This is a genomic window from Anaerobiospirillum sp. NML120448 (assembly GCF_023050945.1).
GTDB lineage: Bacteria > Pseudomonadota > Gammaproteobacteria > Enterobacterales > Succinivibrionaceae > Anaerobiospirillum.
The window spans coordinates 1-16,296 of sequence record NZ_JALKIM010000012.1 but is presented as its reverse complement, the minus strand read 5'-3'; the positions used below and the strand labels follow the sequence as shown (position 1 = coordinate 16,296).

10 protein-coding genes and 1 pseudogene are annotated in these 16,296 nt (G+C 38.4%); 7 read left to right on the top strand and 4 right to left on the bottom strand.

Annotated features, from left to right (window positions below):
- Positions 1–336: 336 nt before the first annotated feature.
- Positions 337–516, bottom strand: a complete 180-nt coding sequence (locus MXE38_RS03655; protein WP_246911567.1) for a hypothetical protein — start codon at positions 514–516, stop codon at positions 337–339.
- A gap of 1,664 nt (positions 517–2,180) precedes the next feature.
- On the opposite strand from MXE38_RS03655, the gene MXE38_RS03650 reads away from it, so the two are divergent.
- Together MXE38_RS03650 and MXE38_RS03645 are read left to right on the top strand one after the other, a co-directional pair.
- A complete protein-coding gene (locus tag MXE38_RS03650) occupies positions 2,181–3,833 on the top strand; it encodes a HAMP domain-containing methyl-accepting chemotaxis protein (RefSeq protein WP_246911565.1) in 1,653 nt (550 codons plus the stop codon).
- Between the two features lie 463 nt (positions 3,834–4,296).
- A pseudogene (locus MXE38_RS03645) lies at positions 4,297–4,473 on the top strand (flagellin); the annotation flags it as partial.
- Positions 4,474–4,662: 189 nt separating this feature from the next.
- Here MXE38_RS03645 and MXE38_RS03640 read toward each other — a convergent pair.
- The gene (locus tag MXE38_RS03640) at positions 4,663–5,820 is read right to left on the bottom strand and encodes a hypothetical protein (RefSeq protein ID WP_246911563.1); all 1,158 of its coding nucleotides are present in this window, start codon (positions 5,818–5,820) and stop codon (positions 4,663–4,665) included.
- A gap of 503 nt (positions 5,821–6,323) precedes the next feature.
- On the opposite strand from MXE38_RS03640, the gene MXE38_RS03635 reads away from it, so the two are divergent.
- From MXE38_RS03635 to MXE38_RS03615, 5 genes are all read left to right on the top strand, one after another.
- A complete protein-coding gene (locus MXE38_RS03635) occupies positions 6,324–7,598 on the top strand; it encodes an SLC13 family permease (RefSeq protein ID WP_246911561.1) in 1,275 nt (424 codons plus the stop codon).
- A 1,252-nt stretch (positions 7,599–8,850) separates the two neighbouring features.
- Positions 8,851–10,173: a hypothetical protein gene (locus tag MXE38_RS03630; RefSeq protein WP_246911559.1), complete on the top strand. Its 1,323-nt coding sequence runs from the start codon at positions 8,851–8,853 to the stop codon at positions 10,171–10,173.
- Positions 10,174–11,068: 895 nt separating this feature from the next.
- Positions 11,069–12,103, top strand: a complete 1,035-nt coding sequence (dusA, locus tag MXE38_RS03625) for a tRNA dihydrouridine(20/20a) synthase DusA (protein WP_246911557.1) — start codon at positions 11,069–11,071, stop codon at positions 12,101–12,103.
- Between the two features lie 166 nt (positions 12,104–12,269).
- Positions 12,270–13,139, top strand: coding sequence for an aldo/keto reductase (locus tag MXE38_RS03620; protein WP_246911556.1), 870 nt, complete (start codon positions 12,270–12,272; stop codon positions 13,137–13,139).
- Between the two features lie 3 nt (positions 13,140–13,142).
- Entirely contained in the window at positions 13,143–14,069 is a 927-nt protein-coding gene (locus tag MXE38_RS03615; protein ID WP_246911554.1) for a PfkB family carbohydrate kinase, read from the top strand.
- 316 nt (positions 14,070–14,385) lie between these two features.
- Here the strand turns inward: MXE38_RS03615 and MXE38_RS03610 are convergent, their stop codons facing one another.
- Both MXE38_RS03610 and iscB read right to left on the bottom strand, forming a co-directional pair.
- Positions 14,386–15,045: an HAD-IA family hydrolase gene (locus MXE38_RS03610; protein WP_246911551.1), complete on the bottom strand. Its 660-nt coding sequence runs from the start codon at positions 15,043–15,045 to the stop codon at positions 14,386–14,388.
- A gap of 304 nt (positions 15,046–15,349) precedes the next feature.
- The coding region (gene iscB / locus MXE38_RS03605; RefSeq protein WP_246911548.1) for an RNA-guided endonuclease IscB at positions 15,350–16,296 on the bottom strand (947 nt) is incomplete at its 5' end.

Below are 16,296 nucleotides of genomic sequence, written 5' to 3'. Positions count from 1 at the left end.
TTCTGGCTGACTTACTTCCGTCCTGCCAGCTAGCTAGCTAGCTAATTAGAAGGCCCGCCACCTGTCAGCCTAAAAACAGCAATTCTGCTGCTAACATCAGTGCTCCATCACTTACGAGCGCAAGCGAAAAATACCTACAGGAATCTATCTTGCCCTTAATACCAATGGCATAAGGGCATACTAGAGTGTTTCATGAGACTGGGGAGATGTTGCTACATTTTATGGATGGCCTGCAAAAGCCATTTATCAGCAATAAATAGTAGTTTTAGCCAAAGAAGTTGCACTTTTTAGTTAACTAGCAGGCTAATGAGGGAGCAAGTCTTCATTACGCCGACTCTAAATAGGATGTTTTGTAATTAATTTGCCAACTTCACCAAGTAAGATAGTTGGAGAGTAGAGGATAGTGTCAGCGCCAACGGTTAAAAAAACGAGATTATCGACCAATTGATTATAGGAAATCATTAATTTGAAAGTCATAGCTTTCATTGCGGCTGATATAGCCTCAGCCTGTTCCATACTTCTCTCAACTGTTCGAGGGGATGCTGGTTTCACATTTGCCAAAGCACATAAATGTCTATACTTAAGTTAAACATGAGCCAAAGAAGCATTGCCAGCAAGAGCAGCAAACACAAAAGATAATACAAAGAACCCCATTGTCTGTCATAAGGAGTTTCGTTAGTCCTTATGCTCGTAGCCATTTTCTTAAAAAGCTTATGAATTAACTCACAACTAAACAACTTTGTAAGCTTAGGCGCTTTTCCATGAATAGAATAGACTTTTGAAGCATTTAACAACATGTTTCCGTGCGGTATGAACCTTTCTTGTTGTTTGTCCTTGCGACAAGAACATCGATGTGCCTTTTTCTCATACATAGGGGAGAGAGTTGGTTATTTATCAAAATTTGCTTAGATTTTGCGTTGGGGAGGTAATAAATTCGAATAAATGACCCTCAACATACAGCAAAACTGTTAGTTTAATGTAAATATTTGAATGTCTCCCCTATGTCAGTTTTCTGAGCACTAAGTTGAGTTTTACAGTGATTCTTTTTTGGTTTAGAAATAATAAAGACCGTTTTATATTTTTGGTATTGCCCAACCATTAAAACGGGTAACTTTTAATTAAAAACGGCCTTTCATTGCGAATCTGTATCTTTTGCCACATCAGCGTTTAATAGCTTAAGATGCCTGACTAAAAACTACACTATTTTATCCCTCTGCGTTAATTTTTATAAACAACGTTAATTAGTTGCTTTTTTGTCTGACGAATCAAATTGTTGGTCTATATGACAAAAAAAGTCAGAAAAGTACGCTAGCTTGTAATACAGCCCAAAATAAATATTTTTACCAAGAAATTGATCTGCAAATACGATAAAAGCGAATTTTCCAAAAGAGGTTAATTAATTCGTGTGAATATAATTGGGTTAGATATTCACTATCTTAAATGCTTGCCAATAGTATGTTTTTTCACAACATTCTCTTAAAGAAAGAGCTTATAATGGCTAAGTTTAATAACTTAATAGATATAACATAAAAATATTTTGCAATTGTGATGTTCTTAGCTAATTAAGTCTTGTTTTTTTGAATAAGTGTCTAATGTGTGGTGTAATAAAAGGAGCGTGCTTGCTAAGGGTTCCTTTTACTGCTCTTAACAAGTCGTAAATGGCTTTCACTTGTTTACAAAAAATAGGTGAAAATAATCTTGCTCGTATTGATAAGCCATAGTTAAGCGGCGTTTAGATGGTTTAGTTGCTTAGCTGCGTGTTTTATGTTTGAACACCATGTAAGGGCTAGTGTTGAAAGTTGCAAGTAGAAATATTTGTAATGAGTAGTTGTTAAGCATTTTAAGTGGTTGTTATTTTTTGCAAGGAGAGTATTTTCCTCCTTTAATGACATCAAAATATTAAATTTTGTCTGGCGATATGCTTTTTACCTTTTATCCGTTTCGTCTTTTGATTTAGTTATTGATATTAAACCTTACTAACACAACGACCAATAATAATTTCTAAGTCATTATCTTCTGTAAATCAGTCGTTATGTGCATAGTAATAGTATTTGTATAGAGTTGCCTTTGACTGCATTTAGTTGCTCTAGGCGGCGCTTGCGTTATTGTCTAATACTATTTTTAAGATAGAGCTATTGGTAATTAAAGTATGTGCTTTAAGGTGGAAATGCTAAATTACCATGTTTCATGTATTTCTTAATGCTAATACTCGCTTCAAGATCCTAACTGGATTCTTGGTTGTTATCTTTATCAATTTATTGGTAGTTGGAGTGTCTATTTATGCTCTTAGCAATGCTCGTCAGGCTGCTAAGAATATTGATAATGTGATAAGTAATGCTTTTACTCGTATTCAGTATGTTGAGGCTGTAGCCAGAGACACCAATGTTAATTACTGCCGTGGTATTAACTATATGGAGTCTACTTATAATCCTCAACAGTTCTACAATCAGTATGAGCCAATTTTAAAGCGCCTTGAAGATGCTGTAGATCGTCTCCAAGTTGATGCAATTCCAGTTGCAGAATATCCTATTGCTATTAAGAACTTGCAAGAGGCTGCTAAGGCCTATACAAATCACTTGCGTAATAAGGTTTCTCCATTATTAATTACTGACAAGGCTGATAGTGCTCTTGATCTTTACACTATGGACTCTTTGCCTCTGTGGACAAGAACAGTAACTATCGCAGGTAATATCACTAAGTTACAAACCTCCTATAGCATGAAGCTTGCTGATGAGGCTGCTAATCCAAGAAGCATTTATTTGGTTTCTATCTTAGCTGTTGTTGGTGTAATAAGTGCTATTAGTATTGCCCTTTGCATTTCTGGCTATATTGCTCAGCAAATTAAAGGCGCTATTACTCACATTGATCTCATGGCAGATGGTGACTTTACTAAGCGCTTTGAGGTTAAAACCAAGGATGAGTTTGGTCACGCAGTTGCAGCCTTAAACAAGCTCAATGATGCTGTACGTGACATTGTTGATATGACTCAAAATGAAGTTTTACAGCTTGATAAAGAGTTAGAGCGAGTACGCAATTCATCTCAGGTAATTTCCAAGTCCACTAGCGATGTAGAGTCTCAGGCTATGACTGTAGCTGCCGCCTCTGATGAGATGGTTTCTACTACTGCTGATATTGCTCGCAACTGTGAGACCGCAGCACATGGCTCAGATGTTTGCCGTGAAATTACCAGCAATGGTGTTACTGTAGTGCAAAGAGCTTTTAATAATGTTCAGCAACAGGTTGCTAATACCAAGGATAACTCTGCCAAGATTGAGTTACTTGCTGCTAAGAGCCGTGACATTTCAATGATTGTAAGTGCTATTGATGACATTGCTGCACAAACTAACTTGTTGGCTTTAAATGCTGCTATTGAGGCTGCTCGTTCTGGTGAAGCTGGTCGCGGCTTTGCTGTGGTAGCTGATGAAGTACGTAACCTTGCTATTCGTACTGCTAAGTCAACTCAAGAAATTAATGAGATGGTACAAACCATTCAAGAGTATGCTGAGTCTGCTTCTGTTTCTATTACCAACTCTGTTGAGAATATGGACAAAGTGGCCAATGATGCTAAAGAGCTTGAGAACTTACTCAATGACATTACCAGTCACGTAGTTGGCCTTAACAGCCAAATTACCCAAATTGCTACCTCAGCTGAGGAGCAAACCACTGCTACTGGTGAGATCTCTGCTAATGCTCAGAACGTAACCCAAGCATCAAGTGAAATGACAGCTCAGGCTTCCATGCAAAATGATTGTATCAAGTCTACCTTAGACGAGTTAAAGGGCTTGCAAAAGGCACTTTCATTCTTCCGTACAGGTAAGAACTACAATTCATAAGCTAATGGAAAAACCATTTAGACTATTAAGAGATTTTTCTTAGCTTTAGAGTAATGCACTAAAGCTATTACTTAGTAGTTAATCATTTAGCATTAAGATCTAAAAGGCGTTAAACTTTGTTTTAACGCCTTTTTTTACCCATACTTTAAAACCTTACCCTTAAAAGCCTCCACCTTCTACCTTTCACCATCCAGCCTCAAGCCCCCAAATCGCAACTCCTTTTTTGAAGGCCACTCCCAATTACAAAAACTTAAGCTAACTTTGTGGTTTTGACATCATAGGTTGTACCAATAGCTCTATTGCGCATCACAAATTCTAGCAACAATTTGTTGGCTCACTTTTCTGTCAAATTGCAAACTTCTACGAACTTAAAAAGTGCAAACAATCCAAAAAACAATAGTATTTTTATAGTCAGCAGCACAACTTCAACAAGCCCATAAATAACAGTGAACTAAGCTACTTTAATCAGGCTAATATCGCAGAAAATGAGTCTGATGCACGTAGCCGTATTCGTGATACCGACTTTGCCTCTGAAACTGCGGCTCTAACCCAGAATAATATTATCCAACAAGCTTCTCAATCAGTGCTGGCTCAGGCTAACCAGCGTCCAACCATTGCACTTAGCTTGTTAGGTCAATAAGAATAACAATATCTCTCTCTTTATATTTAGAGGCGGGCGTAAGTCCGCCTTTTTTACTTGTAAATAGTGAAAAAGCTAATAGAGCATAAGCATAAGCATAAGCTTATGCTGGATTAAATAAGCCTTGTTGCTCCTAGGCTGGTAGTTTAATATTTTTGCTAAAGATAAGCCGTGGCGTGATGTGATGATTTAACTTTCAGGTGCATAGTACTTTAGAGCATCCTTATAGACAGAAATACTATCGGCCACTTTGTGGTGTTCAGAGCGCACTTTAAAGTAGTCATACAATTGAGCTTTTAGGGCAGCATCATCTATCTTAGGTGGCAAGATACTCAAAAGCATTTCATCATAGCTTTCGTATAAGACCCCAGAGCGATTATATTGTTGCCAGGTGACTTTAGGCTTGCGCTTTAAAGGATTAGTAGCTAATAGGCTATACCACCTTGGATCAAAGTTAACATGGCGTATCTTATAAGTTCGAACTTCATAAGTGCCATAGCGATAGTTTGTCCAAAAAAGATGTGCCTCCATGCCATTATCTGGCCTTGAACGCCAATACGTCCAGTCATCAGGATAATATTTGTAATTGAGCATGCCTAAAGCATTAAAGAGATAGACCTCCTTTTTTGACCCTAATAGAGGCGAGTAATGCTCAAAAACATAGGCAGCGTCTTTAGTAATGATGTCAGCCATGAAGACAGGAGTCAAAAAGCTATCATGATTATTTTCATAGAGCTCATGGGCAAGAGCTATTAGCTTGTCGCTAGGGTTTTTAATGATTGAAGCTGTTAGGATAATGGCAGGTATTTTAGCTATTTCACTTTGAGTAGCCTGATACAACATCAAATCATCACAAATAGCAAAGGTTTGGCACTTATCTCCATCATAAAGAGGCTCATGTTTAAACTTGCTCACAAATTTGATATTGGAGGCAAGATAGCGGTAAATTTCGAGCATTTGAGGAGAGTCTTTACCTAACATTAGAGCAAAGCAAAAATTTAATTGCTCGTATTCCTTGTAGGTAAAAGGTCTTTGAGTGGACTCGTTTAAAAGACTTGAGAGCCTTTCCTTAATTACAGGAGCGATACTCTCAGAGACGCAATTAGAGCAGCTATCCGTCAGTATAGCTATGCCCATAAATTTGCCTTTAGCAAGTTTAGCCCATAAGGGTGAGGCTGCTTCATATTCTAAAAGTGCGAGAGCTTTTTGGGCAGCAGTCTTACATTTTCCTTTTTCAGTTTGAGCTAATTCAAAAAGCACAGGCCCATTGGCTTCATCTGAGCCTAACCGTAAAATAGCTTGCTCTCGTTTAGCGCCTTTTTCAGGCAAGTCACTTAGATTAAACATACAAACTTATCCTTTGGCATTTAGCCTGTAATGACACATAAGGCTTATCTTAAAGTGATAAAAGCATACTAAGATTTAGTACTTTCAATGATATCTACAAAAAGCTTTAGCTGCGTAATACCTTAGTTAAATTCGCTGGATTGTGTGATCTAAATCCTCGACCTAAATCACTCAAGGGGCTAATATTGATAAATATTGCTCAATGAGGCCTAAGCAAGAGTTTACTTTACCTAAAAAGACAGACTAATCTTGTTGTTAGGCTATTTAGGTGATTTAAAAAGCGAGGCTGTATTGAGAGTTTAGTTGACTTCACAGTGCTTAAGCGCCAGCACCATCTAAACTATGCCCTAAGATATTGGGAATAATGCTATATATAATTTCAGTTTAGCAAGCTACTAGCGTGATTCGATCTCAAATGGATCTTTATTTGTAAGACAAGGCAATTATGTATAGAGCTAATGATAAAGGGCATGGTTGTTAGATGTCTTGGATAGGGACTTGTTATGGAACAAACAGCAGCAATTATCACTCTAGAAGTGTTAGCAGTTGTGGCTATTTTATTCGTTACTGAGCTGGTTCCCCTTGCGGTAACCGCAATTGGAGCTACTGTAGCCTTGGGTGTTTTAGGTGTTTTAGCCCCTAAAGAAGTGTTTTTAGGTCTTTCTAATTCTACTGTAGTGCTCTTTGCTGGTATGTTCGTAGTGGGTGCTGCTATGCTTGAGTCAGGATTGGCGCAAGTTATAGGAAACTCGGTAGTAAAACGAGTAGGCACTAAAGAAGTACCTCTTATGATTGCTATGATGGGTTTGACTATTGTCATGTCATCATTTGCCTCTAATACAGGTACTGTTGCTTGTTTAATGCCTGTATTAATTGGTATTTGCGTAGCAGCTAAAATTCCTTCCTCTCCATTGCTCATGGGTATGGCTATTGCGGCTAACGTAGGCGGTAGTATTACTATGGTGGGTACACCTCCAAACATTATTGCCTCAGCCTCATTAGAAACTGCCAATATTGCTCCATTTGGCTTTTTTGAGTTTGCTTGGATCGGCGTTCCTCTTTCTATAGCTGGCATTATATACATGGTGTTTGTTGGTCGCCATTTAACACCTAAGAATATGGCTGATGTTTCCTCAGCAGGCAATAATCGTGGAGCATCAGGCACTCCAAGAGCTCGTATGATGTGCGTAGCTATCTTGCTCTTTGTTATATATGGTTTGATTTTTGGTATTCCAGGTTTAACCCAAGAAATGGTGGCTGTAATTGGTGCCTTAGCTTGTGTTTTAACTGGCATTATTTCTGAAAAGAAGGCCTACCAAGGTATCGACTGGGTAACTATCTTCTTATTTGCAGGTATGTTGCCTTTAGCTAGTGCTTTAGAGAAGACTGGCGCTGGTGAAATGATTGCTAGCGTAGTAGTAGGCATTATGGGTGATAACCCAAGTCCATATGTGTTCATGGTAGTATTGTTTACCTTATCTTGTGGTCTTACCCAATTCATGTCCAATACCGCAGCTGCTGCTTTATTATGCCCAATTGGTATTTCTATTGCTGCTAAGATGGGGTGCTCTCCATATCCAGTAGTAATGGCTATTGCTATTGCCGCATCTTGCGCATTCACTACCCCAGTAGCAACTCCTCCAAATACCTTAGTATTGGCTCCTGGTAAGTTCAAGTTTATGGACTATATTAAAGTAGGTACTCCATTGGTAATTGCTTCAATGATCATCTGTGTTGCTATCATTCCAATGGTATGGCCTTTCTACCCAGATGCCTAATAGGGTTTAAATCATTTTCCTAAGCTCTATTGAGCTTTAATCAAGTCCCTAGCAATTGCTAGGGATTTTTTTTGCCTTTTGCCAACCTTGAGCACCTTAAAAAAGCAGGATATCACTCCATAAGACCAACAGCCCATAAGTGCATATAGCTATCTGTTTGGCTTCAAAGTTTTAGATCTTGAGAGCTTGTTTTATCGGATGCTCAGGCTGCTAAAACATGTCTTGTCATTTCACATCTTGCCCCAGCCAGTTCTGTCCTATTACGTCCAGTGCCGTCCTGTCCTTGCTCATATTGTGCTTGGCAAGCAGGTAATATGACTTGCATGTTGGGCGTGATAGAGCGAGTAGAAGCCTGTAATAGCTTTTTTGGGGGACATCTTTGCTAGCTTGGTTTATCGCAGGTTTAATACTTTTTTTGGTTGGGCTTTTGGACTGTGATTGTGGAGGTATACAGATAGGGCTAAGCGAGGAATTGGGGCTATGATGCTGCCTTTAAATGGTGATTGGTGCTAATAGTATGGGTAGAAAGTGGCGGTGCGAGGTTAGCATATTGACATTAACTCGAATCTATAAATGTAAATATTATCGAGTTTTTAATGGTTTTTGGCTGATTTTGAGTGATTTTGGGTGATTTTTGAGGAGTTTTGAGCGTTTTTTGATGATTTGGTCTGTGGGAAGCTTTTTGGTGACATGGTAAGACAAATTAGTTTTTGGTAAAAACTCTAATTATCTTTAATTTTGGTTAAGATTGGGCTTAGTTTTTGTCATTTTCTTAAATTATTTAAATAAATTTGGAGCAAGCCCGCAATTTCTAGGTTGTGTGCTTTGTAATACGTTTGCCTGGGTGTATAGTCTTAGATAGGTTAAGAGATAAGCGTTTATTGTTTATCTTACCTTGTCCTGTAAGTTTCTTAAGTTGGATGCTCTAGAGCTTTGTGCTTTTAGAGGAGATTTTTGGACAAGATTTGTTAGTGGGTAAGTACGTCTGTTAGCTTGTTCTTAACTAAAATTACAGTTTTAGTGAACTATTTTGGCTGTAATAGTTTGATTGGATCCTTTAGGTGGTTGCTAGTCATTTTATCAAAGCTAAATTAGCTTAATTACATGCTTGTTCTTGTATTCCTGGTACAAATATTAGCAAGCAACTATTAAGCAAACTTTATAGACGTAGATAGTTGTTTAGTGCCAAATTATGGCAATCGGCACAGCACAATTAACTTTTAGCTTAGTTGTGATGGTCGGGGGATTTTTTATGAACCTTCTTAATATCATTCATGGCTTTGATTCTGAGCTCTATAACTTCTATGAAAGCGAGTTAGAGCGTCAGTACTATTCTCTTTCTTTTATCCCTGACGAAAACTCTATTTCTCCTCTGTGCTCAGCTACTATGGGTAATGTGTTAGTTAATACTCAACACTCTACTCCATACTCCAATGGTAATTTTATTGAAAAACTAACCGCTAAGCGTGTTTGTGAGCTTTTTAATGGCGAGCATGCTAATGTTAAGTCTTTAACTATTGAAGCAGCATCACGTGTGGTATTTCAGGCTTTAGTACAACGTGGTGACACTGTAATGTCTCTTGATTTACGTAAAAAAGAGCATTGCAATAGTGAAAGTTTAGTATACCATTTTGTTAATTTTGGCTTAGATCCTAAGACTCAACATCTTGATTATGATGCCATTGAAAAGAGCGTAGCCGAGAATAAACCAAAGCTTATTGTGGTATCTCCAATTAACTATCCACAACCAATTGATTATGAGCGTTTTGGCAAAATCGCATCTTCTGTAGGTGCTATTTTATGGTGTGATATTTCACAGATTGCAGGTTTAGTTACCGCAGGTGTAATGCCATCACCTCTACCTCATGCTGATGTGGTTACCTTTACCACTCAAGGTGCGCTTCAAGGCCCTCATTGCTCCATCATCTTATGTAAGAAGAGATTCTCCTCAGCTATTGACCGTGCTGCTGTAAGTTCTGGTCATAGTGGTTTAGGTTCATCAGAGTTAACTGCTTTAGCCGTACGCTTACAAGAGATGCAATCTATTGAGTATAAGAACTACTGTAAGAGTGTAGTAGATAATGCTCGTTCTTTAGGCAAGGGCTTAGTTGATGGTGGTATGCGCCTTATTGGTGGTGATACCAACTCTCACTTTGTGATTGTTGATACTCAAAGCTGTGGTATGTCTGGTCGTGGCGCAATGGATAGTCTAGCTGACTGTGGCATTTTTGCTCGTAGCTGTACTATTTATACAGCTGATCCTGAAGTTAAGTTTGATGCGGTACGCTTTAGCTCAATGCCTGCTACTACCCGTGGTGTCAATATTGATGATATGTACCGTTTAGGTGTATTAATTGGCAAGTTCTTAGCTAGCCCAACTCCTGAAAATGAGAAGAAGCTGTTAGGCTTAGTACGTGACCTAACTTTAGTATTACCTTTATTCCATGATCGCTGGTTACAAAAGGTAGTAAAGAACAATTTAGGCGGCAATTACAGCTTTGTTGGTAACTCAGATAGTACTCAATCAGATCAATCAAAAATTGCTCGTTTATTTAAGCGAGTCACCAAAAGCTAAAAAGATAAATAGCTGTTCCGATTAACTTTTCCTTGTTGCATAAGTCCAAGCTTAATTCATTTAGGTTTGGGCTTTTTTGTTTTTAGCTAAGCCAACTTTTACCGTTAGCCTCAGGTTCAGACCTCAATCCTCAGACAACAGCCTACATAGCCTTGAGCTCTATATGGCTATAGTCGTGGCTTTGGCCTTATGGCTACTGGGCCTTATGGTTCTGGCCTTTGGGTAGCGACCTTGCTCTTGGCCAGAGGCCAAAGAGCAAGGCTATGGCTATGGCTATGCTATGGATATGGCTATTGCCATGGTCGTGTCTGTTGCTGTTGCTATGGCTAGGAGGCTGTGTGAGAGCGAGGTGCACGAGCGTAGCGAATGGGATAGTTGTTTGTCTTATTGTGCTTGAGTTAGGGAGTTAAGGGTTAGTTAAATATTGTTTAAAGGAAGTGCTGTTTAAGGGAGGGAGTTGGTGCAATCTTGCAAAATGTTGCATTAATGGATTCGTTTGCATTTGTCGTTTTGATGGTTGATGTAGAGGTATAGTGAGTATAAAAGGCTTAAATACGCTGTTTTTAGCTTATTAGATAGTTTGTTTGTTATTTAACATTTTGACATGTAAAATCAATATTTTTGCAAAAATTTGTGCAAAATTTGCGGACTAGATCTCATTTTGTGTTAAAATCTAAAGCAAGAATGTTGATAAATTACAGATTTTTGGCAAAATAGACTGTAAATAAAAATATAGTTTCTTTGCAGAAACATTTCATTTTTATGAAAAAGATTAGCTTGTGTCTATGTAAAACCTTTGTAAGAAGGATATTGTTAGATTATTAGTGCTTTTAGGGTCTTATTTATGAGAATATAGACCATTTTTAAATTTAGTTAATAACTGATAGATGTAATTATGTTAGAGACAAAGAGCATTAATAATACTTCCAAGATCTCATCTTTTTTGCCTAGTGAGCGCTTTTCTGTGGCTCCTATGGTAGATGTGACTGACTCTATATTTAGACGCATGGCTCGTATGTTGTGTTCTCAAGCTATGCTTTACACCGAGATGATTGCTTGTGAGGCTCTTGTTCATGAGAAGTTTCATCTCATCAATTTTAAAGACGAAGAGCTACCTTGCACTCTACAGTTAGGTGGTAGTGATCCTAATAAGTTAGCTTTTGCTACTAAAGTTGGTGTAGAGCGTGGTTATAGCGCTATAAACCTCAATGCTGGATGTCCTTCTGATAAGGTACAAAGTGGTAACTTTGGTGCCGTATTAATGAAGACCCCTAAGTTAATTGGCCAATGCTTTGCTGCTATGCAAGAGGCTGCAGGTGATGTTCCAGTATCGGTAAAGACACGTATTGGTGTTGATGAGCTTGATAGTGAGGAATTTACTTTTGAGCTTATGGGGGCCATTTATGATGCAGGTTGTCGCCACATCATTATTCATGCTCGTAAAGCTTGGTTAAATGGTCTCTCCCCTAAAGAGAATCGTACTATTCCGCCACTTGATTATGAGCGCGTTTATAAAATTAAAGAACACTTTAAAGATTTAAAAGTTACTATCAATGGTGGTATTACTACTATTGAACAATGCAAAGAGCAATTAGCAAAGGTCGATGGTGTCATGTTAGGACGTGCCATTATTGATGATCCTTTCTTATTGACTCAGGTTGATGAACAAATTTTCTCTTTACCAAAAGAACAATGTCGTTCTTTAACTAGAGAGCAAATTGTTGAGCAAATGGTGATTTTAGGAGAGCAAATCCAAAAAGAAGGTAGAGCAATCCACTTTTTATATCGCCATTTATTAGGTTTATTTAATGGTTGTCCTAATTCACGTATCTTCAGACGTTATATGTCTGAAAACATGAACCAAAAGGATGCCTCACCAATGGTGTTAATGCATGCCTATCAGGCTATGTTGAGAGGTTCTTTATACTAGCAATAAGTGTCTTTTTATGTTCTCTGTCGCAAAAAGTACTTATATTTTTTTAATGAGCTTAGAACCGTGCCATAATTAAACTAAAAAGCACACTTGCTTACTATGTATCAGCATAGTGTTGCTTTTTTTCTGGACAATTGGATTAACAGATTGCACGGACATAATTATGGCATTAAGTATTAAAAGCGTAGTTGAACTTAATAATGGTCTTAATATGCCTCTTTTAGGCTTGGGTGTGTTTAGAAGCCAAGCTGGAGAAGAGACCCGCTCTGCTGTCAGAACAGCCCTAGAGTATGGTTATCGTATGATCGATACTGCTCGTATTTACTGTAATGAAAAAAGCGTGGGTCGTGGTATTAAAGACTCCCTAGTGCCTAGAGAAGATATCTTTATCACAACTAAATTGTGGAAAGATGACTTTGAAAACCCTCGTCGTGGTTTAGAGCAATCTTTAGAGCGCTTAGGTGTTGATTATGTAGACCTATATTTATTGCATTGGCCATTTAAAGGTTATTGTCAGGCTTATTTGGAACTTGAGCAATTACAGCGTGAAGGACTTTGTAAAGCAATTGGTGTATCAAACTTTAAGATTCATCATTTAGAAGATCTTAAAGCTCATGGAGCTAGCACTATACCTCAGGTTAATCAGGTAGAGTGCCATCCATTAAATGCTGAAAACGAGTTATTAAATTATTGTCGTAAGCAAAACATCATACTAGAGGCGTATTCTCCTTTAGGAGGAGAGGGTAATACTTTATTATCTGATCCAAGAATTGCCTCTTTGTCTGATTATTACAAGGTATCGCCAGCGCAATTAATTTTGCGTTGGAATATACAACGTGGTGTCGTAGTCATTCCAAAATCAATACGTCCGCAACGTATTTTGGAAAACTCTCAGCTTTATAGCTTTGAGCTTACTATGGATGATATGGACGTCATTAGTGATATCAACGCCAATCTGCGTCGAGCATATGATTCTGACAAGATCGATCAGCGACCAGCATCGACGTTCCCTAAAATTATTGAAGAGGAATAACAAGTGGTTAATGCTAAGCCAATTACCTGTGTAGGTTTAGGTGAGATTTTGTGGGACATTTTACCAGATGGACCTCGTGTCGGTGGTGCCCCTGGTAACTTTACCTTCCATGCTATGCAAATGGGCTTAGATGCCAGTGCTGTGTCTAGCTTAGGTAAGGATGAGCGCGGCGATGAGGCCTTACGTATCTTACAAGAGAATGGTTTGAAAGTTCACGCCTATCGTTCTGATAAAGAAACTGGCTATGTAAAGGCTACTTTAGACGAGCGTGGTGTACCAACTTACAACTTCGCTTTAGATACTGCCTACGATAATATGCCTTTTACTAAAGAGTTTGAGGACATTGCTAAAAAGACTCAAGTATGCTGCTTTGGTACTTTGGCTCAAAGACAAGAAAACGGCGAATCTCGTAAGAGCATTTTAGCTTTCTTAGATGCCATGCCAAAAGATAGCTTAAAGGTTTTTGATATCAACTTACGTCAAAACTTCTATAACGTTGAGGTTATTAAGGCTGGTCTCGAGCGTTGCAATGTCTTTAAGTGCAATGATGACGAGTTACCTATTGTTTGCAAGTTATTAGGTATTGATGTGCTAAGCCCTGAGGATTTTTACAATCAAGTACTCAAAGGCAAGTTCGATATTGATCAATTTATTTATACTTGCGGCGAGCATGGCTCTGATATTTTCTACTTTGGTCAGCACTCTTATGTTCCAACACCAAAAGTAAAAGTAGTTGATACTGTAGGCGCAGGTGACTCCTTTACTGCTACTTTCATTGGTTTAACTGTACAGGGCGTTGATTTTAAAGTAGCTCACCAAGCAGCAGCTGATGTAGCAGCCTATGTATGTACTCAATCAGGTGCTATGCCTTTATTAAGTGCTGAGCTTAAATCTCGTATTCAGGACTTAATTGCCAAGGCTCAAGCATAGAGAAATTGGTCTTAACACTAATTTAGCATCAACCTTGTTGCAAAGATGTATACTCTTTGCAAGGAAAGTTAATAAAAAGCCCAAAAGTTTCTTTTGGGTTTTTTTATGTCAAAAATCAAGCGTGATTGCTAAGTTCGGGGGCATGTTGGTAAACAGCCCAAGGTGGTTGAGAACTCAATCCTGCTGTGTCGTAATTGTCTTAGCTCAACTAAAACCAAAGTTTCAAGCTCCATCCTGAAAATGAGCTAAGCTCATTTTAGGATGGAGTAGTTGACACAACCTTGCAACTCCCAACTTCTGATAGATTTATATCTATCTATGACTGGCTATTGTCCGCTCTGATAATAGCTTCGCAGTCAAAGTGTCCATCAAAGACTTTAATGGCATCCATCTTAGCTGCTTTAGCGCCTTTCATTCCCAATACACTGTCTTCAAAGACTAAACATTGATCTGCTTTAGATTGAAGCTTTTGGGCAGCTAATAAGTAAATATCTGGATTAGGCTTGCCATGCTCTACCATATCTCCAGAGACAATAGTGTCGATATAAGGTAATAAGCCTGCTTTTTCTAATAAGAATTTAGCCTCATGCTGACGGGAACTGGTAGCTACAGCAATGCGCTGGCCACGAGCATGAGCCTCTTTTACTAGTTGAACAAAGAAAGGAAAAGCCTCAGCCTGCTTAATATAAATATTTTCGTACACTTCGTTTTTGTACTCATTCATAGCAACAGGATCTACTTTTTCAGGAGTGGCGCTTTGGTATTGTTCGCAAATCTTATTGGTAATGACAATGCCAGGTAAACTAGCAAAACCATAAAAAACATCAGATCCTAAGCGCTTAAAACCAAAAGCTTCTAACATATGGTTCCAAGCCTCGTGATGCTTAATCTCAGAGTTAATTAAAGTGCCATCCATATCGAAGATAAGGCTTTGATAGAGGCTGATATCAGAATTTAATTTTTCTAGATTGTTCATAATAAACGCAATATTAGTAAGAGTTGCGGAGTCAACATGACTAATGAACTTGCTCTCCACTCAAATCAAAAAACTATTGGCCTTTAGCAATGGCTAGGCAGTCAAAAGAGCCATTAAGCACTTTAATGGCATCCATTTGTGCATTTTTAGCTCCTGTCATACCCACAGAGGTATCCTCAAAGACCAACAATCACTAGGGGATACATTAAGACTTTTAGCTGCCTCAAGGTAAATATCTGGGTTTGGTTTGCCCTTAGCAACCATATCAGAGGTCATAATATTAGTAGCGCAGAAACCCCTGTCTTTAGACAGGGGAGGAAGCGCCCTCCTTTTTGATTGCAGTTAAAAATGTCTTTCGCTTTTGAATAAGCTTAAGTTTTTTAGGGGAGACAGATTTGGATATATGTTGACCATCAATGGTTCTAATATCAAAACCTCCATCTTGACGACGTCCCATAATAAAACCTTCTTTTCCATAGCACTTTTTACCAAAACACTTAACTTTATCGAAAAGTCTAAAGCCTTTGACTATATAAGGAGCTTGGTTTAATTTCCTTATACCGCCCTTTATAGCATTGACCTTGTGAATCTGGCGATTATGTTTACGGGTCTGCTTTTGATAAAGGTAGACATCAGATCTAGTGGCATGTAAATTACCTGCTATACAGAAGGCATCTGCGCAATGAGTCTTTGGTAGCTTTAATTTAATGCGCTGGTATTTAGTGATATAGCCGTAAGTTTCTTCTATCAACATTCCTGGATGTGCTTTACGTAAGCATGCAACAAATGCAGGACGCATAATGTTCATAAAAGCCGCATCTTTAAAGGATCGACCACGCTTTATGTTAAGCGTAATTAATCCAGCGTGATACTTCTTATGGCAGGTTTCACAAAGTGTAATTAAATTGTTAGGGGCATTACCACCAGTCTTACGACTTTCAAGGTGATGTACACAAAGAACCTTGTCTTTGGACTTGCCTTTGCAGTGTTGGCATGTGTAACCATCCCTCCAGAGAACATATTCACGCACATTCCAAAAACCTAGCTGATCGCCTTGTTGATAGCCATTGCCTGTAATAGCTGGATTCTTAATCTTTTGAATATCAAAAGATGCAGTTTCAACCACTATCTTAGTTACAGGAAACAACTTCAAAACAGCTTCAATACGCGATAAATGCGCCTGAATACGGTTATCAATGCTAGGAGCTAACCAGCCTTTGTGTTTAGAGCGAACACGATTGTTAAAACGAG

Excerpts from the sequence above, each read along its gene's own strand:
- MXE38_RS03655 (WP_246911567.1), bottom strand. The coding sequence starts at position 516 with ATGGAACAGGCTGAGGCTATATCAGCCGCAATGAAAGCTATGACTTTC.
- MXE38_RS03650 (WP_246911565.1), top strand. The coding sequence starts at position 2,181 with ATGTTTCATGTATTTCTTAATGCTAATACTCGCTTCAAGATCCTAACT.
- MXE38_RS03640 (WP_246911563.1), bottom strand. The coding sequence starts at position 5,820 with ATGTTTAATCTAAGTGACTTGCCTGAAAAAGGCGCTAAACGAGAGCAA.
- MXE38_RS03635 (WP_246911561.1), top strand. The coding sequence starts at position 6,324 with ATGGAACAAACAGCAGCAATTATCACTCTAGAAGTGTTAGCAGTTGTG.
- MXE38_RS03630 (WP_246911559.1), top strand. The coding sequence starts at position 8,851 with ATGAACCTTCTTAATATCATTCATGGCTTTGATTCTGAGCTCTATAAC.
- dusA (WP_246911557.1), top strand. The coding sequence starts at position 11,069 with ATGTTAGAGACAAAGAGCATTAATAATACTTCCAAGATCTCATCTTTT.
- MXE38_RS03620 (WP_246911556.1), top strand. The coding sequence starts at position 12,270 with ATGGCATTAAGTATTAAAAGCGTAGTTGAACTTAATAATGGTCTTAAT.
- MXE38_RS03610 (WP_246911551.1), bottom strand. The coding sequence starts at position 15,045 with ATGAACAATCTAGAAAAATTAAATTCTGATATCAGCCTCTATCAAAGC.